This window comes from Anaeromassilibacillus senegalensis (assembly GCF_001261775.1).
Taxonomy (GTDB): domain Bacteria; phylum Bacillota; class Clostridia; order Oscillospirales; family Acutalibacteraceae; genus Anaeromassilibacillus; species Anaeromassilibacillus senegalensis.
In genome coordinates this window covers 734608-758426 of record NZ_LN868537.1, presented here as the reverse complement: position 1 = coordinate 758426, position 23819 = coordinate 734608, and the positions used below count along the sequence as shown (strand labels likewise).

Genomic DNA, 23819 nt, shown 5'->3' with positions numbered 1-23819 from the left:
CGGGTGAGCATGTGATTGCCATTTATGCACGGCAGTCTGTTGAGAAGAAGGACAGCCTTTCTATTGAAAGTCAAATTCAGTTATGTAAAAATGAAACCGCAGGGGAAGCGTACCGGATCTATCAGGACCAGGGCTACAGCGGCAAAAACATGGAGCGGCCTGGCTTTCAGGCGCTGCTAAGAGATGTGCGGGCGGGACAGATCGCAAAGGTTATTATTTATAAGCTGGATCGGATGAGCCGTTCCCTTTTGGATTTTGCCAATTTGATCGCGCTGTTTAAACAGTACGGTGTGGATTTTCAAAGTACACAGGAAAAATTTGATACATCCACGCCAATCGGGAATGCGATGCTGAGCATCACCATGGTATTCGCGCAGCTGGAGCGTGAAACGATTCAACAGAGAATCCGGGACAATTATTATACGCGCGGAGAAAAAGGATTCTTTTTGGGAGGTCCGGCGCCCTATGGCCTTTGTAAGGTTGAAACAAGGGTAGAGGGGAAAAAAACCCATACCTATGTATTGGATGAAGCGCAGGAACCGGTTCTGCGGCGGGTTTTTCATACTTATGCGCAGGGAGGCCGGTCTCTGGGACAGATCGCCAAAGAGTTGAATACGGAAGGAATCGCGGGCCCGCGGGGGAATACAAACTGGGATTCCGGCAAGCTGAGCCGCATCCTGCGCAATCCAATCTATGTCAAGTCCAATGAGGATGTGTTTGCCTATTATAAAGAAAAAGGATGCCGTATTGCATGGGAACCGTTTGCCGCCAGGGGCGGGAACGGCTGTTATTTGTATGGAAAACAGCCTGAAGGCGCGCGCGAACGGGGGAGCATTGCAGGGCGGATCGTATCTCCCGCGCTGCATCCGGGAGTAATTGAACCGGACGTTTTTCTGGTTTGTCAACGTCTGCTGGACCGGAACAGCCCGCTAAAAAACAGCGGCAGGGGGAAAAACAGCTGGCTTTCCGGAATCATCTGCTGTGGGCGCTGCTGCTTTGCCATGACGGTGGATACCGGAACCACCGCCGGGGAAAAACGAAAATACTTTCATTGCAGCGGCAGGAAAAATACCGGAAGCTGCCCCGGCCATTCCGTGGTGTATCATGTACCGGAAGTGGAGCGGGCGGTAGAGCGGCAGCTTCTCCGTATGGTCCGGCTGCATGGAAATTGGACCTATACGCCGCCGGAGCAGTGTACGAAAGAGGAACGGGCCCTGCAGGCGGAACTGGACCAGATAGAAGAACAAATCAACCGTCTGCTGGCACAGCTTTCCGCGGGGAGCGCAGTGGTGGAAGGCTACATTGGCAGGGAGATTGAAAACCTGGACCAAAAAAAATTGGAATTACATACCTGTATTTTACAGAAAAAGGAACAAAATAAGCAGGAGACGTTTCACTTAAACGTTTTGGCGGAACAGTGGCCATCCTTTTCTTTAGAGCAAAAGAAAGTGATCGCACAGCTTTTTATTGAAAAAGTCGCGCTCACGGATGACGTCATAACCATTCGCTGGCAACCGCCGTTTCAGTTATAGAGGGAATCTGTTTTATGCACTCTTTTTCTTTTGCACCGTACGGCGATTCGCTTGACTGGAAAAATATTCCACCAGAGCAAATTCACAAAAGGGTATTGTCTCAGGTGAAGCCGGGCTCCATTATACGCTTTCAAAGCAGTGCATTGAATACGCCGGCCGCTGTAAAAAGAATTGTAAGATCTCTCCGGGAAGACGGATATGAACTGGTAACCGTCTCCCGTTTGCTGGAATCAAATGAAAAATAATAGGAGAAATCGTATGGCAAGAATTACACAGATACGAAAATGCAAGCGGCCGATCCGCGTGGAAAGCCGCACTGTAATGGATATTAATATGGATACACGTTATTTTTCCATGTGGGTTTATGCGGCGGGGCAGGAGAGCGGTCAGGATTTGCGCCCGCTCAGCATCCAGCTGGATCATGAACGGGCCAGTCAGCTGCAGGGATATCTGGAAACGTTTTTAAAGCAGAAAGAATAGATAAATTTTCCAGTCCTTCTACATATTTACGGTTCCGCGGCAAATACTGATTTCATGCCCGTTCTGCGGGAAAACGGATTCGGCTATGGCCGGTTTGGAGTGTACGAGATAAATGACCGACATTTTGCTCTGCGGAAAAAGAAGCGATCATTCCCTTGCAAAGGTGCTGCTGCCGGCGCTGGCGCGGTACGGCGAAGTCAGCTATTATCATCCGGAACTTTTTCAAAAAAGCGGCGAAGGAAAAGAAAAATTTCTGATCTGTGATTGTGAGCACGTGCCACAGCTGCAGGCGGAGAAGGGCATTCTTCTTTTTAAAAACAGCTTTGAGGCGGAAGAAAAGCTGCGGGTCCCACCAGGGTTCCTGTGTGTACTGGAGCCGCAGAATCTGAAAGCTGCCGCGCTGCTGCAGGAGGCGGGCGCTGCCGCAATGACCTGCGGCATGAGTGCGAAGGATACGCTGTCCATCTCCAGCCTGGACTACGGCTCGGCGGCTATGAGCCTGCAGAGAAGCGTCCCCACGCTGACAGGAGAGATTGTTGAGCCGGGGGATATAACGGTGGAGGTTGGCGCTGCCCTCAGTCCGCGGCAGATTCTTTCCATATGTATGGTGCTGCTTTTGTCCGGTGTGGACGCTTCCAATGGATACCGGATTTCCTGACAAATCAACTTGAAAAAATTAACAGTCATAAAATCACTCCAAGGACGCAAAATAGGAAAGCAAACGCAAAACAAATCAAATCAAAAATAAAAATGTTTAAGGAGTGTATTGATTATGTCTAGTAATAAGAATGTTGTTCCTGAGGCTCGTGAGGCACTTGACCGTTTTAAGATGGAAGCTGCGGCGGAAGTCGGCGTGAACCTGAAGCAGGGTTACAATGGCGACCTGACCTCCAGAGAAGCTGGTTCTGTTGGCGGCCAGATGGTTAAGACCATGATCAAGAAGTACGAAGAGAGCATGAAATAAATGTTTCCCCGAAAGCGCCATACCAAACGGTATGGCGCTTTTTCTATAAATAAATAAAAATTTCCGCAGACAAAATGCCTGCGGAAATACAAGGTGGTTCAGCTTTCATAATCTTCAATCAATTGGTTCAATTGTTCGCGGGTTGTTACCAGAATGCCCTGTTCCAAAAGGGTTTGATCGGCCTCCGGCAGGGTAGCGACTGCTACGTCAATTTCGTCGTATGGAAATTGGCTGTCGTTTAAAAAAATCCCGATATGTCCCTGATAACTGCGGACCGTATAGGTTTCACCGCCGCTTGCCATGGCGTATGCGCCGCTGCTTTCTTGACTTGATGCGTCCTCCGGGGTATAATACATTATATTTGAGCTGGATTCCTCCGGCGGTACAGTCGCAAACCATTTGGCGGGGTATCCCATTAGAAGCATACCGATTAACAGTACGTCTATGCTCGCCAAAAGTATCATGAGCTTTTTCACATAAATCACCTCAGGTCTATTATTTGGTAATTTCAGTCAAATATGCAAAGTCTTTGCACATTCTATGAAGAAGGTTGGGAGGTGGCGCTTCATGCGAAAAACCGACATCAATCAGTTTGGCAATACGGGACCGCTGAAGGACCGTGCTGCGGCTGCCACAGCAGGCTCGATCGGAAAGATCATTGGAAAAGCATTTTTAACCTTAATCGCAATTTTAACGGTGACAGGTATAATCGTCGGCACGTTTTTGATCTCCTTTATCTGGAGTATGAAGGATGAAACGATCAGCTATGACCTTAATAAACTGAAGCTGAATTATACCAGCTTTATTTATGTGAACGACGATGATGGAAATCCGGTGGAATACCTGAGCCTGCACAGCAATGAAAACCGTATCTGGGTCAGTTACGATCAGATTCCGCAGGCGATGAAGGATGCAATTGTTGCCATTGAGGACAAGCGGTATTGGGAGCATGAGGGCGTGGACTGGTACCGTACGTTCGGCGCGGTGACGCATCTTTTCTCACAGGGAAGCAGTTACGGCGGCTCCACCATCACACAGCAGCTGATTAAGAATGTGACAGGGGATAAGGACGTCAGCCTGACCCGGAAAGTCAAAGAGATTTTCCGTGCGCTGAACCTGAACAAAGCGTACAGCAAAGAACAGATCCTGGAAACGTACCTCAATGTGGTGCCCTTCGGCAGCGGTACAAATGGCGTGCAGGCCGCGGCAAACCTTTATTTTGATAAGGATATACAGGACTGCGATATCGCGGAATGCGCCGCCATTGCGGGGATTACGCAGAATCCGTCCCGCTATACGCCTCTGGTCTATCCGGAAAACAATATGGGCCGCCAGCAGACGGTTCTGACGGAGATGTATAACCAGGAAAAGATCAGCAAGAAGCAATACGACGAGGCAATGGAGAAGTCCAGGCATATGACTTTTGTTGGCAAGCAGAAGGAAGAGGGCGGCGGCAACACACAGATCTGGAACTGGTACGTGGAAACCATGTTTGAAGACGTGAAGGAAGACCTGATGGAGCTGTACAGTTGTACCAGCGCCAAGGCGGAAGACATGATCTATCACGACGGACTTAAAATCTACAGTGCCATGGAACCCGAAATGCAGGAAACTGCGGAAGAGGTTATCAAAGATCCGGAAAACCTGCCGGAAAACCATAAAATTGATCTGGGCTATATGGCGATGGATTATAATGGACGGGTGCTGGCGGTTGTCGGTGCGCGCGAAAAGACCAGGAACCGCCCGATGAACCTTGCAACCGACGCACAGCGCCAGCCGGGCTCGACAATTAAACCGATCGGCGTTTACGCGCCGGCAATCGAAATGAATGCCATTAACTATTCCACAATTGTGGAGGACGAGCCCCTGGAAAATTGGAGCGGCAATAAGCCGGGCCCAAAAAACTTTGATAATCGGTATCTGGGAAGCATGACGGTGGAATTTGCGCTGGAGAATTCCCGAAATGCCCCGTCGGCCCGTATCTGCAAGGAAATTACACCGGACGTCGGTTATACGTTCCTGAAGGATAAGCTGAATTTTAAAAGCTTACAGCCTGCGGACAACGACCTGGCTCCCATCGCGGTCGGCGGAATGAGCGAGGGCGTAACCGTGCGTGAAATGACCGCCGCGTTCCAGATTTTTGCAAACGGCGGCAATTTCTATAAGCCGTACACGTATTATTATGTGGAAGACCACGACGGAAACGTCATTCTGGATAATCGTACGCCGGAGCCGGTGGAGGCAATTTCTTCACAGACGTCCTCTGTAATGCATAAGTTGTTGAATCGGGTTATTGTCGGTTCACAGGGAAGCGGAAGCAAAGCGGCTATTTCCGGCTGGGAGGTATTCGGCAAAACCGGAACGACAAACGATCAGAAGGACAGCTGGTTCATCGGCGGTACGCCGTACGCTGTTGCGGGGATTTGGACCGGATACCGGGACACGCCCACCGCGATGAATAATACGGAGAAAAAGTATGCCATTTCCATTTGGCAGAAAATTATGGCGAATTATTTGGAGGACAAAGAACCTCTGAAGTTCACATATGACGAAGAAGTAACGGCGGCAACCTTCTGCCAGCAGAGCGGAAAACTGGCGGTTTCAGGCGTGTGTCCTAAAACCGGGACCGGCTGGTATAAAAAAGGAGAATTCCCCGGAAAATGCGATATTGCGCACGAGGTGGAGAATCCGGAAGAAAGTTCGGAAGGCGGGGAGGGAGAACCTTCGTCCGTGCCACCAACCGATTCCAACCCTCCGGAAACACCCTCCGATCCCACTCAGACAGAACCGCCGGTGGATTCCGGAAATCATCAGCCGGAACCGCCGAACCATACGCCTTCGGAGCCGATGGAGCCTCCGGTCAGCGTGCCGGCAGACGATAATGTTTATGTGCAGCCGGGCAACGACGATATGGTTCCGCCGGGAGTGGTCCCGGTTGGATAAACCAAAGGGATGCGACGCTTGAAAAGGGCGCGCATCCCTTTTTGCAGGAAAAAAGCACCTGGGTTGCATCTGGCATTTTGACAAGTGTTTTATAAATTACTGTGCTAAAGCGCGAATTGTTGTGTTTTTTGATATTGAATGTCTAATCAAAAAATGGTAAACTGTAAAAGTATTTACGCTGTTAAAGAAGCGGCGTATCCATTCCATGTGAAAATCCGCCGTGACGGATGAGACAAAAATTGAATCGGCGGCAATATATAATATAGGGAGTGCTTGTAGATGGTACAGATAGCGGTTATGGGCTATGGCGTAGTTGGATCCGGTGTGGTGGAAGTGCTCACGACGCATACGGACAACATTGCAAAGCGTGCAAAAGAAGAAATACGGATTAAATATATTTTGGACCTGCGGGATTTCCCGGACAGTCCTTTTGCAGATACCTTTACAAAATCCTTTGAGGATATCATTAACGACCCCGAAGTCCGCGTTGTGGTGGAGGTTATGGGCGGCCTGAACCCGGCGTTTGAGTATACCAGGCGCTGCCTGGAAGCCGGTAAGAGCGTCGTCACCTCCAATAAGGAGCTTGTTGCGGCAAAGGGTGCGGAGCTTTTAAAGCTGGCGCAGGAGAAGAACGTCAACTTCCTGTTTGAGGCGAGCGTCGGCGGCGGCATCCCTATCATCCGTCCGATCAGCCAGTGTCTGGCGGCGAACGATGTAATTGAGATTGCCGGCATCCTCAACGGCACGACAAACTTTATCCTGACCAAGATGATTCACGATCAGATGGACTTCCAGGACGCACTGGCCCTGGCACAGAAGCTGGGATACGCGGAGCGCAACCCGGCGGCGGATGTGGAAGGGCACGACGCCTGCCGTAAAATCTGCATTTTGGCCTCTCTGGCCTTTGGGCGCCATGTTTATCCCGATCAGGTGCATACAGAGGGCATCACCAACATATCTTTGGCAGATGTGGAGTATGCGGATCTCTGGGGCGGCGTGGTCAAACTGATTGGCCAGGTGAAAATGGCGGAGAGCGGCAAGCTGCAGATCATTGTCTGCCCGATGTTTGTCCCGCGTGAAAGCCAGCTGGCGAATGTTGACGACGTTTTCAACGGCATCATGGTGCGCGGCGATTCCACCGGCGACGTGGTGTTCTACGGAAAAGGCGCGGGCAAACTGCCGACCGCCAGCGCGGTTGTAGCGGATGTCATCGACTGCGTCAAGCACTTTAAAGCCCGGAAGTACCTGTTTTGGAGCGACGGTTCCCCGGAGTATGTGGAAAACTATCTGGATGATAAAGTCAGCATGTTTGTACGCGCCAAGGCGGACAACGAGGCGTTGGCTTTGGGCAACGCAAAGCATCTGCTGGGCGGTATTTCTCAGCTGATCCGAAAGAATGCGCAGCCGGGCGAAATCGCCTTTGTGACCGATCAAAAGCCCGAACGTGAAATTCTTGCCGGACTGAATAAGCTTTCCGAGCTGGGTGTAACGGTTGAAAACACCATTCGCATCGGTGAACTGTAATAGATAGAAACAAAAATTAGGAGAGTAAGAATCATATGATTAGAATACAGATTCCGGCGACCAGCGCAAACCTTGGTTCCGGATTTGACTCACTGGGAATTGCGTTGACGATGTACAATCAAGTCTGGATGGAAGAGTCCGATACACTGGATATTTCCTCCAAGGATGATATTGTCATTCCGACGGATGAGAGCAACCTGATTTTCTGGGCTGCCAAGCAGGTATATGAACAGTGTGGACGCAAGCTGCCGGGATTGAGACTGATTCAGCAGAACGATATTCCAATGGCGCGCGGTCTGGGAAGCAGCTCCGCCTGTATCGTGGCCGGGATCTTGGGCGCGAACCGCCTGTTGGGAAGCCCGCTCACCCAGACGGATCTCATCAATCTGGCGGCGAAGATCGAAGGCCACCCGGACAATACCACGCCTGCAATTGAGGGCGGTCTGGTTGCCTCCGCGATAGAGGCGGGCCGGGTGTACAGCGTAAGCGTGCCGGTTTCAGAAAAAATTCGCTTTGCCCTCTTCATTCCACCGTTTGAGCTGAAAACGGAAAAGGCACGTTCGGTTCTGCCGGAACAGTATCCCCGCGCGGACGCTGTTTACAATCTGTCCCGCTCCGCTTTAATGACAGCCTCTTTGTTCTCCGGAAAGCTGGAAAATCTGCGCGTCGCGGTGCAGGATAAGATTCACCAGCCGTATCGCTCTGGTCTGATCGACGATCTGGACAATGTGTTCCGCCTCAGCTATGAACTTGGTTCACTGGGAACATATATCAGCGGTGCAGGCCCCACAATCATCTCCATGGTTGATTCCGCGGATACGGATAACTTTGTCAAGTACGCCGGCAGCCACTTGGAAGAAAAGGGGATCACCGGCTGGCAGATCAAAATTCTGAATGCCGATTCCAAGGGCGCTCAGATTTTTATGGCCTGATCAACTGGAGAAATTACCGGGAGACCGGTTTTGATAGATAAAGCGTCCATCTAACATAGGCGCTTTGCAGATTTTATTCATTCAGAGACGGAGGATGAACCAATGAGCCTTATAGTCCAAAAGTTTGGCGGCAGTTCCGTAGCCAACGCCGAGCGCGTGTTTAACGTGGCCAGCATCGTCACGGAGAAGTACCGGGAGGGCAACGACGTCATTGTGGTGGTGTCCGCGCAGGGCGATACAACAGACGATCTGATCACAAAGGCAAATGAAATCAATCCCAATGCGAGTAAAAGAGAGATGGATATGCTGTTGACCTCCGGTGAACAGATTTCTGCTTCCCTGCTGGCGATGGCCATTGAAAAGCTGGGGTTTCCGGTGGTTTCTCTGCTGGGATGGCAGGCCGGTTTTTATACCAGCTCCGCATATGGCACAGCGCGCATCAAGCGAGTGACGCCGGATCGTATTAAAAAAGAAATTGATAAGAAAAATATTGTGGTTGTCACCGGATTCCAGGGTGTCAACCGCTATGACGATATGACTACGCTGGGCCGCGGCGGTTCCGATACCAGTGCCGTGGCAATCGCGTCTGTAATGAACGCCGACCTCTGCCAGATTTATACGGACGTCGAAGGTGTTTACACCGCAGACCCGCGTAAAATTAAGGACGCACAGAAGCTTGACGTGATCTCCTATGACGAGATGCTGGAGTTGGCGTCCCTGGGTGCGCAGGTATTGAATAACCGATCGGTTGAAATGGCAAAGAAATACAATATCCAGCTTGAGGTCTTGTCCAGCTTGAAGAGGGCAAAAGGCACAATTGTGAAGGAGGCAACTAAAGTGGAAAAGATGATGATCAGCGGAATTGCAAAGGACGAGCGCGTTGCGCGTATCTCCGTTATAGGCGTGCCGGACAGACCGGGCCTTGCGTTTAAGATTTTCTCCAAGCTGGCGGCAAAGAACATAAACGTCGATATCATTTTGCAGTCCATCGGCAGAAACGGCACGAAGGATATCAGCTTTACCATCGACCAGGATAAGTTGCAGGAGGCCATCGAGCTTCTGAATCCCTACGTGGAGCTGATTGGCGCCACCAGCGTGGTCTATGATGAGAATGTTGCAAAGGTTTCCGCTGTTGGCGCAGGGATGGAGACGCATCCAGGTATTGCGGCGGAGATGTTTGAAGCGCTGTATGAAGCCAATATCAACATTCATATGATTTCCACCAGCGAGATCAAGATTTCCGTTCTGATCGACCGTGCGGACGCGGATAAGGCGGTTGCCGCGGTTCATGAAAAATTCTTCAGCGATTCCATCAATTCCTGATTTTTTACATATCAATTAAGGGTCTGTGTCATAATTGACAGAACGCATAAAATAGGCTGAATGGACGACTTCCCCTGCCGAAGGTGGGGGAAGTCTCTCTTATCATGCCGGCATTTTATGCAAGCTGTGCATTGTGATACAGACCCTTTAATATTTTTCGCTTAAATTACTGACGGATATGGTTCTTTTTTGTTTAATATGATATAATACATACCAGCCCTTTTGGAAAAAGGAAGGAGAGGGAAAATGGATATGAAATTGATGGATGCATACCTGCAGGGCGGCTCATTAGAGGGCTACCAGGTATTTGGCGTGCATCTGTGCCACGAATATGACCAGGACGGCGCGCGTTTTACGGTATATGCTCCCAATGCGGCCCGGATACGGCTGATCGGGGATTTTAACGGGTGGACAGGCTACGATATGGACCGGCATCCTTCCGGCGTCTGGAGCATCTTTGTGCAGGGCGTACAGGAAATGCAAATGTACAAGTATCAGATTTACACGGCGGAGGGAGAAACCTATGATCGCGCGGACCCCTTTGCGTTTTACAGCGAGCTGCGGCCCAATACGGCTTCTATTGTATACAATCTCAATGATTTCCCCTGGACAGATGAAGCTTGGCTGCAAACGCGCGACAAGGGCTATAACAAACCGCTGAGCATTTATGAAGTGCATGCCGGATCGTGGAAAATCAAGGACCTGCCGGAGGACGAGCGGTTCTACCGGTATGATGAGCTGGCGGAACTTCTGATTCCGTATGTGAAGAAGATGGGGTATACCCATATTGAATTGATGCCGTTGACGGAATATCCATTTGATAAGTCCTGGGGCTATCAGGTGACCGGGTATTTCAGCGCAACCAGCCGCTATGGAAAGCCGAAGGATTTGATGTATTTTATCAACCGTTGTCATGAGCAGGGGGTGGGCGTCATCCTTGACTTTGTGCCCGCGCATTTTGTCACAGACTTTTACGCGCTGCATCAGTTTGACGGCGGGTTTGTATATGAGAGCGAATATCAGGACGCGCGATACAGCGAATGGGGAACCGTCCTGTTTGACTATACGAAGCCGCATGTGATCAGCTTCCTGAAATCCGCCATCAATTTTTGGATTACCTATTACCATTTTGACGGGATCCGTTACGATGCGGTTTCCAATCTGCTGTATCGAAATGGGGATACCAACGGTCCGGTCAATGAAACCGGCGTGTGGTTCCTGAAAAATTGCAACTATGCCCTTCAAAAGCGCCATCCGGACGTCATGTTGATCGCGGAGGATTCCTCCAACTTCTTGAAAGTGACGGCTCCGGTCGAATATGGCGGATTGGGATTCGATTATAAATGGGACCTGGGATGGATGAATGACACGCTGGATTATTTGTCCGTTCCCGCGACACACCGGTCCAGCGTGCACAACAAGCTCAGCTTTTCCATGGGGTATTTTTACAACGATATTTTCCTGCTGCCCCTGTCACACGATGAAGTGGTACATGGAAAAAAGACGGTCATCGATAAAATTGCCGGAAACTATGAGGAAAAGTTCCACCAGCTGCGCACGCTCTATTTGTACATGTATACCCATCCCGGCAAAAAGCTGAACTTTATGGGGAACGAACTGGCGGAATTCAAGGAGTGGGATGAGGAAAAAGCGCTGGGATGGAATCTGCTGGATTACCCGGCGCACAAGGATTTTTACCAGTATATCCAGGCTCTGCAGCATTTGTATCTGGAGGAAAAAGCGCTGTATCAGGAGGACTACCATCCGCAGAGCTTTACCTGGCTGGACGTTAATAACGCTTCTCAGTGTGTTTTTGCATATAAGCGCAGTGATCTGGACAAAAACGATCTTTACGTTGTGCTGAATTTCTCCAATCGAATGTATGTCAATTACCGTCTGCCGGTTTCCCATTACGGGGTGTACGGAGAGCTGATCAATACGGACGATACGGCGTTTGGCGGCAAGGGAAAAGTCAATGCGGAAGAACTGCGCGCTTCCCTGCGCGGCGGTAAATATATGCTGGAGTTGACCGTTGCACCGTTCAGCGCCTGCATTTTCAAGCAAATTCCAAAGCTGAACATTTCGGCACTGAAGAGGCCGGGAATCGGTGTTTCCATGCAGGAACCTGCGGGTACGCGCGGTCCCATTGCGGAGTACGAGTGAGCCAAAAAGAGCCTGGATCACAAGGCGTGCTTTGCACAAAATTTTGCAGTATAAAAACGATTCCCCCCGCTAAAAGCGGGGGGAATCGTCAATTAAACCAATTTTTTATGATACAGGCTCGTTGACTTTGCTCAGAGAAGATGGATGCCGTATCCCTCACAGGCGTTGCGCATGCTGTCGGGCCAGACGGAGGACTGCACTTCGCCGATATGTGCTTTTTGTAGCAGCGCCATACAGATACGGGACTGTCCAATTCCGCCGCCCATGGTCAGGGGCAGGCGGCCCTCCAGCAGCATGCTGTGGAACGGCAGCTCCGCGCGCTCCTGACAGCCGGAGAGTTCCAGCTGGCGGCGCAGCGTATCCGCATCCACACGGATGCCCATGGAGGAAAGCTCCAGGGAACGGTTCAGAACCGGATACCATATGATGATGTCGCCGTTCAGGGACCAATCGTCGTAATCTGGCGCGCGTCCGTCATGCGGCCTGCCAGATTGCAGCGCGCCGCCGATTTGGGAGATGAACACTGCGCCGTATTCCTTTGCGGCGGTATCCTCCCGCTGCTTCGGCGTCAGGTCGGGATAACGGTCTTCCAGCTCCTGGCTGGTGACAAAGGTGATTTCCTCGGGAATAAAGCAATCAAGGGATGGAAAGCGTTCCTTTAATGCCATCTGGGTTTTATGTAATGCGCCCATGATGCCGTGTACGGTGTTTTGCAGGGTTTCCATCACGCGCTCTTCTTTTGTGATGACCTTTTCCCAGTCCCACTGGTCCACATATACGGAATGCAGATTGTCCAGTTCCTCATCGCGGCGGATGGCATTCATATCGGTATACAGACCGGTTCCGGCGGTGAAGCCGTAGCGGGCCAGCGCCATGCGCTTCCATTTTGCCAGGGAATGCACGATCTGTACGTCCGCGTGAATCTCTGCTACGTCAAATTGAACAGGCCGCTCGACACCGTTCAGGTCGTCGTTCAGGCCGGTTTCCGGCCGGACAAAGAGCGGAGCGGAAACACGGGTGAGGGATAGGGCGGAGGCCAGCTCCCGCTCAAAGGTGTCCTTTGCGAGTTTGATCGCAATTTCCGTCTCTATAATATCGAGCTTGGAAGAGTAATCCTTGGGTAGAATCAAATTGCTCAAAGCCATGTCAGCAACAATCCTTTCTGTCGCGGGGGCAAAAGAAAAACACAGCCGCAAGAGGCTGCGTTTTTCAGAACACGCTCCACCGCTGGAATCATGTTTTTCATTATACCTCTAAAAGGCGCTTTTTGCAATCATTACGCAAAAGTAGAACCGTCGTTTTCTGAATCCATAAGCAGGTTAATATAGGCCAGGTAGGGTTTGGTTTGTGGGGTAACCTCTGCCTGCCCGGACATGGCAGCCTGCAGGTCGTCCGGCAGTGCCATAAAGAAACGGTTTACCTCCTCGTGGGATCTCAGATATTGATACAGTTTGTCATCCATAAAAATCGCCGTCCGCATAGTTGTTGTGCTCCATCAGATAGTCGGCGTGACGCTTGAGTTCCTCGTATGACCGGATGTGATTTTCCTCGCGGCTGACGATTTCCCGCAGGTATTCGGGCAGGGAAAGGTAATATTTCCGCGCCTGCTCGTCGGTATTTATAAAGTTTTGAAAGTCGGTTGGCATAAACTGCCTCCTTTCTGTATTCAACTGAAAATTAGTATGTTCCAAATATGCGACAAAATGCGTTATAAAGCCGCAGAGAAGCTGTAAGTTAATTTTTTAACGTTTTCTTTTCGTGCGGTTTTTCGACATTCAGCAATTTGAACAAGGCTGTGCTGAGGCGGGACAATTTATGGCAAATTTCTGACAAGAATGCGCATTTTCTCATTTTCCCCGGTGGAAGCTCTTGCATAATCTTCAGGATTGTGATATATTTAACATACACCTTAAGTCAATGATTAACCCGCTGATCCAGCCAAACAAACGGGTTAGTGAATAATGAAATGGAGGAACAAAATCATGTCTAGAAAAATCGTGTTAGCAGGTGCTGTGCGTACTGCAATCGGTAAAATGGGCGGCTCTTTGGCCAATGTCCCGGCTGCCACACTTGGTTCCATCGTTATCAAGGAAGCTCTGAAGAGAGCGAACGTCGCTCCGGAGCAGGTTGATGAAGTTCTGATGGGCTGTGTTCTGCAGGGCGCTCTGGGTCAGAACGTTGCGCGCCAGGCCTCTGTGAACGCGGGCGTTCCGATTGAAGTTCCGGCTCTGACCGTTAATAACGTATGTGGTTCCGGCCTGAAATGCGTGAACATGGCTGCGGCGATGATCGCGGCTGGCGAAGCGGACATCGTTGTCGCCGGTGGTATGGAGAACATGTCCTCCGCTCCGTATGCAATGACCCAGGCCCGTTTTGGCTATCGTATGAACAACGCTACGATCATCGACACTATGGTAAACGACGCGTTGACCGATGCGTTCAACGGCTACCACATGGGCATCACCGCTGAGAATGTGGCGGAGAAGTACGGCCTGACCCGCGAGATGCAGGATGAGTTCGCCGCTGCCAGCCAGCAGAAGTGCGAGAAGGCGCAGGCGGAAGGCCGCTTTGACGATGAGATCGTTCCAGTCCCGGTCAAGGTTAAGAAGGAAACTGTTATGTTTGCAAAGGACGAAGGCCCGCGTGCCGGCGTCACAGCAGAAGGCATCGCAAAGCTGCGCCCGGCGTTCAAGGCGGACGGCAGCGTAACCGCTGCAAACGCTTCCGGCATCAACGACGGCGCTGCTGCGATCGTTGTGATGAGCGAAGAGAAGGCCAAGGAACTCGGCGTCACCCCGATGGCAGAGTGGGTTGCCGGTGCTTCCGCAGGCGTTGAGCCGTCCATTATGGGTATCGGCCCGGTTGCCGCAACCAACAAGGCGATGGCAAAGGCCGGCCTGAATGTTGCCGACATGGACCTCATCGAAGCAAACGAGGCGTTCGCGGCACAGTCCCTCGCCGTTGCGAAGGATCTGGAACTCGACATGTCCAAGGTAAACGTCAACGGCGGCGCAATCGCTCTGGGCCATCCGGTCGGCGCTTCCGGTGCCAGAATCCTGGTCACCCTGCTGCATGAGCTGCAGAAGAGAGATTCCCAGTACGGCCTTGCCACCCTTTGCGTAGGCGGCGGCATGGGCGTTGCGGCAATCGTGAAGAACTACAAATAATTAGGAGCGATTAAAACATGAGCTTTGTGAAATATGAGCAGACGGGCTTTGTGGGCGTTATGACCATCGACCGCGAAAAGGCTCTGAATGCATTGAATTCCGAGGTCCTGGCCGATCTGGAAGCGGCAATTGATGCGATTGATCTTGACGCGACTCGCTGTGTGGTTCTCACCGGCGCGGGCCAGAAGTCCTTTGTCGCCGGTGCGGATATCGGAGAGATGAGCACCCTGACCAAGGCGGAAGGCGAAGCCTTCGGCAAAAAGGGCAACGACGTGTTCCGCAAGCTGGAGACCCTGCCGATTCCGGTGATCGCGGCTGTCAACGGCTTTGCGCTCGGCGGCGGCTGTGAGCTGTCCTTGAGCTGCGACATCCGCCTGGCTTCCGAGAACGCGGTATTCGCACAGCCGGAAACCGGTCTGGGTATCACCCCCGGTTTTGGCGGTACGCAGAGACTGGCCCGTACAATCAATGTCGGCAAGGCGAAGGAAATGCTGTATGCCGGCACAAAGGTGAAGGCGGACGAAGCGCTCAGCCTTGGCCTTGTCAACGCGGTGTATCCGGCGGATGAGCTGATGGGCGCGGCGATGAAGCTGGCGGAGAAGATCGCGAGAAACGCTCCGATCGCGGTCCGTGCTTCCAAGAAGGCTGTCAATGACGGTCTCCAGGTCAACATCGACGAAGCAATCGTCATCGAAGAGAAGCTCTTTGGCAGCTGCTTCGAGACGGAGGATCAGAAGAACGGCATGACCGCTTTTGTTGAAAAGCGCAAGCCGGAACCGTTTGTAAATCGATAAGTTCGTTTCCGCAGCAGGTTTGTGTCACAACGCATGGTTTATACAAAATATCGGTAGAATTTTAAGACTGATTTCCCCTGCTTTTAGCGGGGGAAATCACCAAGTTCAGCTAATTTGTGTTTTTCCGTTGTGATGCAGCCTTTTATACGGGATTTTAACATAATCAACAATGATTCAGGAGGTTTTTCATTATGAAAATTGGCGTTATTGGCGCAGGCACCATGGGCTCCGGCATTGCACAGGCATTTGCACAGACCGAAGGGTATGAAGTAAAGCTCTGCGACGTAAAGGCGGAGTGGGCAGAAGGCGGCAAGGCAAAGATTGCAAAGGGCCTCAATAAGAGAGTTGCAAAGGGCAAAATGGAGCAGGCTGCCGCGGATGCAATCCTGGCGAAAATCACCACCGGTACCAATGAGATCGTCGCAGACTGCGACCTCGTTGTGGAAGCCGCTCTGGAAAAAATGGAGCTGAAGAAAGAAATCTTCAAGCAGCTGGAAGCCATCTGCAAGAAGGACTGCATCTTCGCTACCAATACATCCTCCCTGTCCATTACAGAGATTTCCAACGGCCTTGACAGAGCGGTTGTCGGCATGCATTTCTTCAATCCGGCTCCTGTTATGAAGCTGGTGGAGGTCATCGCCGGTGAGACTACGCCGGAAGAGACCGTGAAGAAGGTTATTGAAATCTCCGAGAGCATCGGCAAGACCCCGGTGCAGGTCAACGAAGCGGCTGGCTTTGTTGTCAACAGAATCCTGATCCCGATGATCAACGAAGCAGTCGGCATCTACGCAGAGGGCGTCGCTTCTGTTGAGGGGATCGATACCGCGATGAAGCTCGGTGCAAACCATCCGATGGGCCCGCTCGCTCTGGGCGATCTGATCGGCCTGGATGTCTGCCTGGCGATCATGGAGGTTCTGCAGGCTGAGACGGGCGATTCGAAGTACCGTCCGCATCCGTTGCTCAGAAAAATGGTCCGCGCCGGCAAGCTCGGCCAGAAGACCGGCAAGGGATTCTACGATTACACCAGATAAGAAATTGTTTGGCGTAAATTTGAATTTGGAGGAACAGGTATGGATTTCGTACTGAGCAAAGAACAAGAAATGGCCCGTACGCTCTTCAGAGAGTTTGCGGAAAATGAAGTAAAGCCCCTTGCGCAGGAAGTAGACGAGACGGAGCGTTTTCCGGCTGAAACCGTTGCGAAAATGCAGAAGCTCGGTTTCCTGGGCATTCCGATGCCGAAGGAATTCGGCGGCCAGGGCTGCGACACGCTGACTTATGTGCTCTGCGTGGAAGAGCTTTCCAAGGTTTGCGGTACCACCGGCGTTATCGTCTCCGCACATACGTCCCTGGGCGCGGACCCGATCAAAAAGTTTGGTACTCCGGCGCAGAAAGAAAAATATCTCCGCCCGCTGGTTTCCGGCGAGAAGCTGGGTGCATTCGGACTGACAGAGCCGGGCGCGGGCACGGACGCTTCCGGCCAGCAGACCAAGGCGGTTCTTGAGGGCGACCACTATGTCCTCAACGGCAGCAAAATCTTTATCACCAACGGCGGCAAGGCCGATATTTATATTATCTTTGCAATGACCGACAAGAGCAAAGGCACAAAGGGGATTTCCGCGTTCATCGTGGAGAAGGAATTCCCGGGCTTTAAGATCGGTACCAAAGAAAAGAAGATGGGTATCCGCGGTTCCTCTACCACGGAGCTGATCTTTGAGAACTGCATTGTTCCGAAGGAAAACCTCCTCGGTCAGGAAGGCAAGGGCTTCGGCATTGCCATGCAGACCCTGGACGGCGGCCGTATCGGTATCGCGGCGCAGGCGCTCGGCATTGCGGAGGGTGCGCTGGAAGAGACCGTCAATTATGTCAAGGAAAGAAAGCAGTTCGGCAGACCGATTGCGAAGTTCCAGAATACACAGTTCCAGATTGCCGATATGGCGACCAAGATTGAAGCAGCCCGTTATCTGGTATACCGCGCGGCGGTTGCGAAGGACACGCAGAAGCGTTTCTCCGTAGAGGCTGCGATGGCGAAATTGTATGCCGCGGAAGTAGCGATGGAAGTAACCACCAAAGCGGTACAGCTCCACGGCGGCTATGGTTACACGAGAGAATATCCGGTTGAGCGCATGATGCGCGATGCCAAGATCACAGAGATCTACGAAGGCACCAGCGAAGTGCAGCGCATGGTTATTTCCTCTAACGTAATTAAATAGTCGATAAAGGCCAAAAGGAGTGAAATTTGTTGAATATCGTAGTTTGCATTAAGCAGGTTCCGAATACCAATGAAGTTAAGCTGGACCCCGTCACCGGTACCCTGATCCGTGACGGCGTGCCGAGTATCATCAATCCGGATGATAAGGCGGGTCTGGAAGCCGCTCTGCGTCTGAAGGACGCTCAGGGCGCACATATTACGGTTGTTTCCATGGGTCCCCCGCAGGCGGACGCCGCGCTGCGTGAGGCGCTGGCAATGGGCGCAGATGAGGCAATCCTCGTTTCCGACAGAGCGTTCGGCGGCGCCGACACCTGGGCGACCTCCACAACGATTGCAGCGGCGATCAAGAACCTCAAGTATGACCTGATTATCACAGGCCGCCAGGCGATCGACGGCGATACCGCACAGGTCGGCCCGCAGATTTCCGAGCACCTCGGCATCCCGAACATCAGCTATGCGGAGGATATTCAGGTGGAGGGCGATTCCGTCATTGTCAAGCGTCAGTATGAGGACCGCTATCACATCGTGAAAGCGAAAATGCCTTGCCTGATCACCGCCCTGACCGAGCTGAACAAGCCGCGTTACATGACGCCGGGCGGTATCTTCGATGCATACAGAGAAAAAGAAGTCAAGGTTTGGGGCCTGAAAGACATTCAGGTTGACCAGGCAAATATCGGCCTGAAAGGCTCACCGACCAGAGTTTTCCAGACATTCACAAAGAGCTTGAAGGCGGCTGGCACGGTTGTCCAGCTTGACCCGGAAGAGTCCGCGGATTACATGATTGAGAAGCTCAAGGAAAAATTCATCATCTAGTCTGCCGTGTGAATTCGTTTTTATATCATTCAGTAATTGAAAGTGGTGAGCAAAATAATGAATATTCAGGATTATCAAGGCGTATTTGTATTTGTCCAGCAGGTTGATAATAAAATTACCGGCGTTTCATATGAGTTGCTCGGCAAAGCGAAGGAGCTTGCCGCCGACCTGGGAACCGAAGTCACCGCTGTTCTGCTTGGCTATCAGGTGGAAGAGCTGTGTCCGAAGCTTGCCCGCTACGGCGCGGACAAGGTTGTCCTGGTGGATGATAAGGCTTTGGAGCCCTATACCACAGAGCCTTATACCCATGCGATGTACAATGTGATTGAGAAGTATAAGCCCGCTGTGGTGCTCTACGGTGCAACGGCGATCGGCCGCGACCTGGCACCGCGTGTGTCTGCCAGAGTGCATACCGGTCTGACCGCAGACTGCACGAAGCTGGAAATCGATCCGGAGAACAAGAACCTGAAGATGACCAGACCGGCGTTTGGCGGCAACATTATGGCGACCATCGTGTGTCCGGAGCATCGTCCGCAGATGGCGACGGTCCGCCCTGGCGTGATGCAGAAGATTAAGCCGGTCGACGGTGCTTCCTGCCCGGTGGAAGTTTTCAATCCCGGCTTTGAGCCGAATAATAAGAACGTGGAAGTTCTGGAAGTCATCAAGAAGGTCAGCGATAAGATTGACATTCAGGATGCAAAGATTCTGATTTCCGGTGGCCGCGGCGTTGGCTGCCCGGAGAACTTCAAGCTGCTGCAGGATCTGGCCGACGTTATTGGCGGCGAGGTCAGCGCGTCCAGAGCCTGTGTGGACGCAGGCTGGGCGGAAAAGGATGTTCAGGTTGGCCAAACCGGTAAAACGGTCCGTCCGAACCTCTATATTGCGTGTGGTATTTCCGGCGCAATCCAGCATCTCGCCGGCATGGAGGATTCCGATGTGATCATTGCAATCAATAAGGACGAAAACGCCCCGATCTTTGAGGTGGCGGATTACGGAATTGTTGGCGATGTTGCAAAGGTTCTGCCGATCTTCACAGAGAAGCTGAAAGAAGAACTGGCGCTTCGCAACGCGTAACTTCTGGGTAACAAAACACCCTTCTGCGAAATGAACAGGTCCAGTAAAAATGGACAGTGATAAAGTACCCCCTGATGTAGGAAGATAGACTACATCAGGGGGTATTGTCATGGAAAAACGCAATGATACACATGTACAAATGCTGTTGCCGGAGATCGAGGCAATGATAGCAGTAGGAAAAAGCCAGCGTGAAGTGGCGGAACAGTTCGGATTCAAGGACAATTATGTAAGTCAAAAGACTACTGAAGCGACAGCGAGAGAAGCTTCGCAAGCTGGCAGCAAGTACATAAATCCAAAAACCTGCTGAACAGAGATTTACATGCAGATAGGCCTGACAGCAAATGGGTAACGGACATCTCTTACATCTATACAAAGCAAGGTGTGTTGTACCTGTCCATAATTCACGACCTCAACAACAGCCGCATTGTGGCTTACAAGACCGGGACGCAGCAGACGGTAAATTTGGTGTTGGATGCGATTCGTTTTGCCATGAAGGGTGAGAAAAAGAAAGTCGCTGCGGAGTTGTACCTCCACAGCGACCAGGAATTTCAGTACACCTCTCAGGCATACTTCAACCTGACTCAGGAATACGACATTGCGCCGTTCATGTCAAGGCGGGGCAACTGTTATGACAACGCTATGGCAGAAAACTTCTTCTCCATTCTCAAGACGGAATGCATCTACCGCCACAAGCCCGCTTCCTATCAGGAGGCCAATGACATGATCGATCGCTTCATCTACTTCTACAACCATGAGCGCATCCAGTTAAAAACTGGAGAGGCACCGCCTCTCCACCCAATCCTTGCTTTTTCCTATCAGGGGCCCTTTTTTGTGTTGTCCATACAATATGGACCTGTTCAGTTCAGAGTGCAGAAGGGGGTTCTTTTATGGCTTTTTATAAATTTATCCCGCCTTTTATGATAATTAATGAAGAAAAATATTGGTTTTGTAGTATAATGGAAAAACAGAATGTTTGAAAGGCGTGCGGGGTAGGTATGAAAAAAAAGCGGTTAACGGTCCATCTGTTGAGGTGTGCGGAAAGTTTGATTTTATTGATTTTGATTGTGTATACAACGATCCACCTGCGAGAGGGAAGTACTTTTGTTTGGATTATTTGGGGCTTGCTTTTGACATTGATGGGGATCGGAATTCTTGTGGGAATCCTGTTTTACCAGTGGCATATCGATCCTTTAAAAAAACTGCGCAATACATTTGTCCATCTGGTTTATCCGGAAGGCCAAGAGGTGGTTACAGAGGGAGCAACCGCCGATTTACTGGAAATGGGTGGCTTGATTCAAAAGGAGTACGAGCGGGTACGGAACCAGTTGGAGTTTTCGGAGCAACGCTATCGACTTATGGCCAAGCTTTCCAATGATGTAATTTTTGAATTTGATTTGAAAAATGATACAATTTGTGATTCCAACGACTGGAATATTTTGGCGAGCGGGGAACAATTTGTACAGGGTACAATCGACCGCAAGGTGGTCCATCCGGATGAAGCGGACTTGTTTTATAATTTTTTCCGGGGGCCTCAATGTGTTGGGGAGCTGAAGGAGGTTCAGCTTCGGTTATACTCACGGATCTGCGATGCTTACGAGTGGACACAGCTCCGCGGCATTGTTTTGGGCGATCGAGAGGGGAAACCGGAAAAAATCTTAGGGCGAAGGCTGAATATTGATAAATTAAAAAGGGAGTCGGAGGGCCTACGCGAAATGGCGCAGCGCGACTCGACAGGGTTATATAATAAGCTGACGGCGGAAACACGTATTCGGCAGGTCCTTGCCGGGGAGCCTGAGCAATCCTGCGTCCTGCTCCTCATTGACATTGACCACTTTAAGAGGGTCAATGATACGTTGGGGCATCAGGTAGGGGATGAGGTCATACAGGAAATAGCCCAAAAATTAGATGATTTATTCCGAAAAGATGACATCATTGGCCGTTTTGGCGGGGATGAATATATTGTTTTATTGAAAGGAAGGCCTATTTTTCCACGGGATGGGATTTGCAATTGCTGTAACAGGATTATCAATGTTTTTCACAACGCGGAGGTTGGAAAGAAATATGGCTATCCGCTATCCTGCTCAATTGGGGTTGCGCTTTACCCGGAAGATGGTGCAAATTTTGAAACACTTTTTCAAATGGTGGATCAGGCGCTTTATACGGCAAAGCGTTTAGGGAGAGACCGTTTTGCGTTCTATCAGGAAGATGCGGTAAACCAGTAAAATGGACTCTACTACAATGGATGTCACATATAAAAAATTTTTAATAAATAAGAGTGATTCCCCCGCCAAAGGCGGGGGAATCACTCTTATTTGATCCATTATCATCTGTTTATTTGGACAAGCCCATTTTATCTTCGTTAAAAATACGTGCGTCCATCGGTTTTAAATCAGAAGAGACAAGTGGCTTTTGCGGCATGTGTGCAAAGATATCTTTTTCAATATCAACGCCGGGCGCGTATTCGATCAGGGTGAGGCCGTCCTCTTTGAGCTCGAAAACAGCGCGTTCTGTAATGTACATAACCGGCTGACGATTCTTCTTGGCGGTTTTAGCGCTGAATGTGATGTGTTCCAGATCGGTCTTAAACTTATCAATGCTGCCGTCAGAGAGGATATGAAGGGCACCGTCTTTGACCTCGGTTTTCAATCCCTTTGCCGTGAAAGTACCGCAGAAGAAGAGCTGTTTGGCGTTCTGGGAGATATCGATAAATCCGCCGCAGCCCGGCAATTTTACGCCAAATTTGGAAACGTTCACGTTTCCTTCGGTATCACCCTCGGCGAAGCCAAGGAACGCCTGGTCCAGACCGCCGCCCTGATAGAAGTCGAACATGGAAGGCTGGGACATGATGCAGCGCGGGTTAAGGCTGGCGCCAAAGTCCAGGCCGCTCTGCGGGCTGCCGCCGGTTAGGCCGGATTCTACCGTCAAAGTGAAGTCGTTCAAAATGCCTTCCTCTGTTGCCACGGAAGAAATATACTCCGGGATACCGATCCCCAGATTGACGACGCCGTTCTTTTTGAGTTCCAGCGCGGCGCGGCGTGCAATAATCTTTTTCGGGGACATGGGAGCGGGGGTAAATTCACCGGCGCCCATGCGGTGTTCACCGGAAAATCCAGGGTTGTACTGGGTGCCGAATGTCTGCATGTGATATTTCATGTCGCTGACAACCACAACAGCGTCGACCAAAATGCCGGGAACTTCTACCTTCTGCGGGTCCAGAGAGCCGGCCTTGACCACGCGTTCCACCTGCGCGACAACGATACCGCCGGAGTTTTTACAGGCCTGCGCGACCACCAGGGCTTCCGCTTTGACGCCCAGATGCTCCATGGAAATGTTGCCGTCTTCATCAGCATAGGTGCCGGAGATAATTGCAAAGTTTACCGGCTGGTTTTTATAGAATAGATATTCCTTGCCGCCGATTTCCATCAGCTCTACCAGATCTTCCTGCTCTCTGGTGAGATCGTTCAGCTTGCCGCCCAGCAGGCGGGGATCGACGAACGTACCCAGGCCAACATGCGTGATGGTACCGGGTTTATGCGCGGCCGCATCACGGAACATGTGTGCTGTGACGCCCTGCGGGAAATCGTATGCAATAATTTTGTTTTCTGCAACCATTTTGCCGAGCTTGGGAGCAAGTCCCCAGTGGCCGCCGATCGCACGGCGCACCATTCCTTCGTGGGCAAAATGATTCAGGCCTTTATCCTTTGAATCGCCTTGCGCGGCGCAAAAAAGCAAAGTCAGATCATTCGGAGCGCCCGTCTCCAAAAAGCGCTGCTCAACCGCCATGGCGATTTCTTCCGGAAAGGAAGCGCCAATGAATCCATTTGTCGCCAGGTTTACTCCATTGGGGATCAGATCCGCTGCCTCTCTGGCAGTCAATACTTTTACAGACATGAGCAGTCCT

At 51.2% G+C, this 23819-nt stretch carries 23 protein-coding genes; 18 read left to right on the top strand and 5 right to left on the bottom strand.

Annotated elements, in window-relative coordinates; genetic code table 11:
- Positions 1-11 precede the first annotated feature (11 nt).
- The 4 genes from BN2106_RS09215 (at position 12) to BN2106_RS09195 (ending at position 2976) form a co-directional block, all read left to right on the top strand.
- Positions 12-1532, top strand: coding sequence for a recombinase family protein (locus BN2106_RS09215; protein ID WP_050698249.1), 1521 nt, complete (start codon positions 12-14; stop codon positions 1530-1532).
- A 258-nt stretch (positions 1533-1790) separates the two neighbouring features.
- Complete coding sequence (locus BN2106_RS09205; protein ID WP_050698247.1) at positions 1791-2012, top strand: hypothetical protein; 222 nt, start codon at positions 1791-1793, stop codon at positions 2010-2012.
- A gap of 112 nt (positions 2013-2124) precedes the next feature.
- Positions 2125-2670: a hypothetical protein gene (locus BN2106_RS09200; RefSeq protein WP_050698246.1), complete on the top strand. Its 546-nt coding sequence runs from the start codon at positions 2125-2127 to the stop codon at positions 2668-2670.
- A gap of 114 nt (positions 2671-2784) precedes the next feature.
- Positions 2785-2976, top strand: coding sequence for an alpha/beta-type small acid-soluble spore protein (locus BN2106_RS09195; RefSeq protein ID WP_050698245.1), 192 nt, complete (start codon positions 2785-2787; stop codon positions 2974-2976).
- A 98-nt stretch (positions 2977-3074) separates the two neighbouring features.
- On the opposite strand, the gene BN2106_RS09190 is transcribed toward BN2106_RS09195, so the two are convergent.
- Positions 3075-3452, bottom strand: a complete 378-nt coding sequence (locus tag BN2106_RS09190) for a hypothetical protein (RefSeq protein ID WP_195891814.1) — start codon at positions 3450-3452, stop codon at positions 3075-3077.
- Positions 3453-3543: 91 nt separating this feature from the next.
- On the opposite strand from BN2106_RS09190, the gene BN2106_RS09185 reads away from it, so the two are divergent.
- The 5 genes from BN2106_RS09185 to glgB all read left to right on the top strand — a co-directional run bounded on the left by BN2106_RS09185 (position 3544) and on the right by glgB (position 11861).
- Entirely contained in the window at positions 3544-5919 is a 2376-nt protein-coding gene (locus BN2106_RS09185; RefSeq protein WP_050698243.1) for a transglycosylase domain-containing protein, read from the top strand.
- A 279-nt stretch (positions 5920-6198) separates the two neighbouring features.
- The gene (locus BN2106_RS09180) at positions 6199-7443 is read left to right on the top strand and encodes a homoserine dehydrogenase (RefSeq protein WP_050698242.1); all 1245 of its coding nucleotides are present in this window, start codon (positions 6199-6201) and stop codon (positions 7441-7443) included.
- Positions 7444-7478: 35 nt separating this feature from the next.
- A complete protein-coding gene (gene thrB / locus BN2106_RS09175) occupies positions 7479-8375 on the top strand; it encodes a homoserine kinase (protein WP_050698241.1) in 897 nt (298 codons plus the stop codon).
- Positions 8376-8477: 102 nt separating this feature from the next.
- Entirely contained in the window at positions 8478-9698 is a 1221-nt protein-coding gene (locus tag BN2106_RS09170) for an aspartate kinase (RefSeq protein ID WP_050698240.1), read from the top strand.
- Between the two features lie 246 nt (positions 9699-9944).
- Positions 9945-11861 carry a 1,4-alpha-glucan branching protein GlgB gene (glgB, locus tag BN2106_RS09165; RefSeq protein WP_074017475.1) on the top strand — a complete coding sequence of 639 codons (1917 nt, stop codon included), beginning with the start codon at positions 9945-9947 and terminating at the stop codon, positions 11859-11861.
- Between the two features lie 131 nt (positions 11862-11992).
- Here the strand turns inward: glgB and asnA are convergent, their stop codons facing one another.
- The 3 genes from asnA to BN2106_RS09150 all read right to left on the bottom strand — a co-directional run bounded on the left by asnA (position 11993) and on the right by BN2106_RS09150 (position 13507).
- Positions 11993-13006 (bottom strand): aspartate--ammonia ligase, encoded by a 1014-nt coding sequence (gene asnA, locus BN2106_RS09160; RefSeq protein ID WP_050698239.1) that lies wholly within the window; start codon positions 13004-13006, stop codon positions 11993-11995.
- 131 nt (positions 13007-13137) lie between these two features.
- A complete protein-coding gene (locus BN2106_RS09155) occupies positions 13138-13323 on the bottom strand; it encodes a hypothetical protein (protein ID WP_154666466.1) in 186 nt (61 codons plus the stop codon).
- The gene (locus BN2106_RS09150; protein ID WP_050698237.1) at positions 13316-13507 is read right to left on the bottom strand and encodes a hypothetical protein; all 192 of its coding nucleotides are present in this window, start codon (positions 13505-13507) and stop codon (positions 13316-13318) included. Before BN2106_RS09150 ends, BN2106_RS09155 begins: the two co-directional genes overlap by 8 nt.
- 336 nt (positions 13508-13843) lie before the next feature.
- Between BN2106_RS09150 and BN2106_RS09145 the strand changes: the two genes are divergently transcribed.
- From BN2106_RS09145 to BN2106_RS09105, 9 genes are all read left to right on the top strand, one after another.
- The gene (locus tag BN2106_RS09145) at positions 13844-15028 is read left to right on the top strand and encodes an acetyl-CoA C-acetyltransferase (protein WP_050698236.1); all 1185 of its coding nucleotides are present in this window, start codon (positions 13844-13846) and stop codon (positions 15026-15028) included.
- Between the two features lie 17 nt (positions 15029-15045).
- Positions 15046-15822 carry an enoyl-CoA hydratase-related protein gene (locus BN2106_RS09140; protein ID WP_050698235.1) on the top strand — a complete coding sequence of 259 codons (777 nt, stop codon included), beginning with the start codon at positions 15046-15048 and terminating at the stop codon, positions 15820-15822.
- Positions 15823-16013: 191 nt separating this feature from the next.
- Positions 16014-16853, top strand: a complete 840-nt coding sequence (locus BN2106_RS09135) for a 3-hydroxybutyryl-CoA dehydrogenase (protein WP_050698234.1) — start codon at positions 16014-16016, stop codon at positions 16851-16853.
- A 39-nt stretch (positions 16854-16892) separates the two neighbouring features.
- Positions 16893-18032, top strand: coding sequence for an acyl-CoA dehydrogenase (locus BN2106_RS09130; RefSeq protein WP_050698233.1), 1140 nt, complete (start codon positions 16893-16895; stop codon positions 18030-18032).
- Between the two features lie 29 nt (positions 18033-18061).
- Positions 18062-18844, top strand: coding sequence for an electron transfer flavoprotein subunit beta/FixA family protein (locus BN2106_RS09125; RefSeq protein ID WP_050698232.1), 783 nt, complete (start codon positions 18062-18064; stop codon positions 18842-18844).
- A 57-nt stretch (positions 18845-18901) separates the two neighbouring features.
- Complete coding sequence (locus BN2106_RS09120) at positions 18902-19918, top strand: electron transfer flavoprotein subunit alpha/FixB family protein (RefSeq protein WP_050698231.1); 1017 nt, start codon at positions 18902-18904, stop codon at positions 19916-19918.
- 109 nt (positions 19919-20027) lie between these two features.
- Positions 20028-20225, top strand: coding sequence for a hypothetical protein (locus BN2106_RS09115; protein WP_050698230.1), 198 nt, complete (start codon positions 20028-20030; stop codon positions 20223-20225).
- Positions 20219-20839 carry an IS3 family transposase gene (locus BN2106_RS09110; protein ID WP_207641716.1) on the top strand — a complete coding sequence of 207 codons (621 nt, stop codon included), beginning with the start codon at positions 20219-20221 and terminating at the stop codon, positions 20837-20839. The genes BN2106_RS09115 and BN2106_RS09110 overlap by 7 nt, the downstream gene beginning before the upstream one ends.
- A 74-nt stretch (positions 20840-20913) precedes the next feature.
- Positions 20914-22140: a sensor domain-containing diguanylate cyclase gene (locus tag BN2106_RS09105; RefSeq protein WP_050698229.1), complete on the top strand. Its 1227-nt coding sequence runs from the start codon at positions 20914-20916 to the stop codon at positions 22138-22140.
- Positions 22141-22249: 109 nt separating this feature from the next.
- Here the strand turns inward: BN2106_RS09105 and BN2106_RS09100 are convergent, their stop codons facing one another.
- On the bottom strand, positions 22250-23809 hold the full coding sequence (locus BN2106_RS09100; protein WP_050698228.1) for an acyl CoA:acetate/3-ketoacid CoA transferase: 1560 nt from the start codon (positions 23807-23809) through the stop codon (positions 22250-22252).
- Between the last annotated feature and the right edge of the window lie 10 nt (positions 23810-23819).

Excerpts from the sequence above, each read along its gene's own strand:
- BN2106_RS09185 (WP_050698243.1), top strand. The coding sequence starts at position 3,544 with ATGCGAAAAACCGACATCAATCAGTTTGGCAATACGGGACCGCTGAAG.
- glgB (WP_074017475.1), top strand. The coding sequence starts at position 9,945 with ATGGATATGAAATTGATGGATGCATACCTGCAGGGCGGCTCATTAGAG.
- BN2106_RS09105 (WP_050698229.1), top strand. The coding sequence starts at position 20,914 with ATGAAAAAAAAGCGGTTAACGGTCCATCTGTTGAGGTGTGCGGAAAGT.
- BN2106_RS09195 (WP_050698245.1), top strand. The coding sequence starts at position 2,785 with ATGTCTAGTAATAAGAATGTTGTTCCTGAGGCTCGTGAGGCACTTGAC.
- BN2106_RS09135 (WP_050698234.1), top strand. The coding sequence starts at position 16,014 with ATGAAAATTGGCGTTATTGGCGCAGGCACCATGGGCTCCGGCATTGCA.
- BN2106_RS09145 (WP_050698236.1), top strand. The coding sequence starts at position 13,844 with ATGTCTAGAAAAATCGTGTTAGCAGGTGCTGTGCGTACTGCAATCGGT.
- BN2106_RS09120 (WP_050698231.1), top strand. The coding sequence starts at position 18,902 with ATGAATATTCAGGATTATCAAGGCGTATTTGTATTTGTCCAGCAGGTT.
- BN2106_RS09200 (WP_050698246.1), top strand. The coding sequence starts at position 2,125 with ATGACCGACATTTTGCTCTGCGGAAAAAGAAGCGATCATTCCCTTGCA.
- thrB (WP_050698241.1), top strand. The coding sequence starts at position 7,479 with ATGATTAGAATACAGATTCCGGCGACCAGCGCAAACCTTGGTTCCGGA.
- BN2106_RS09115 (WP_050698230.1), top strand. The coding sequence starts at position 20,028 with ATGGAAAAACGCAATGATACACATGTACAAATGCTGTTGCCGGAGATC.
- BN2106_RS09100 (WP_050698228.1), bottom strand. The coding sequence starts at position 23,809 with ATGTCTGTAAAAGTATTGACTGCCAGAGAGGCAGCGGATCTGATCCCC.
- asnA (WP_050698239.1), bottom strand. The coding sequence starts at position 13,006 with ATGGCTTTGAGCAATTTGATTCTACCCAAGGATTACTCTTCCAAGCTC.
- BN2106_RS09130 (WP_050698233.1), top strand. The coding sequence starts at position 16,893 with ATGGATTTCGTACTGAGCAAAGAACAAGAAATGGCCCGTACGCTCTTC.
- BN2106_RS09205 (WP_050698247.1), top strand. The coding sequence starts at position 1,791 with ATGGCAAGAATTACACAGATACGAAAATGCAAGCGGCCGATCCGCGTG.
- BN2106_RS09140 (WP_050698235.1), top strand. The coding sequence starts at position 15,046 with ATGAGCTTTGTGAAATATGAGCAGACGGGCTTTGTGGGCGTTATGACC.
- BN2106_RS09170 (WP_050698240.1), top strand. The coding sequence starts at position 8,478 with ATGAGCCTTATAGTCCAAAAGTTTGGCGGCAGTTCCGTAGCCAACGCC.
- BN2106_RS09180 (WP_050698242.1), top strand. The coding sequence starts at position 6,199 with ATGGTACAGATAGCGGTTATGGGCTATGGCGTAGTTGGATCCGGTGTG.
- BN2106_RS09155 (WP_154666466.1), bottom strand. The coding sequence starts at position 13,323 with ATGGATGACAAACTGTATCAATATCTGAGATCCCACGAGGAGGTAAAC.
- BN2106_RS09150 (WP_050698237.1), bottom strand. The coding sequence starts at position 13,507 with ATGCCAACCGACTTTCAAAACTTTATAAATACCGACGAGCAGGCGCGG.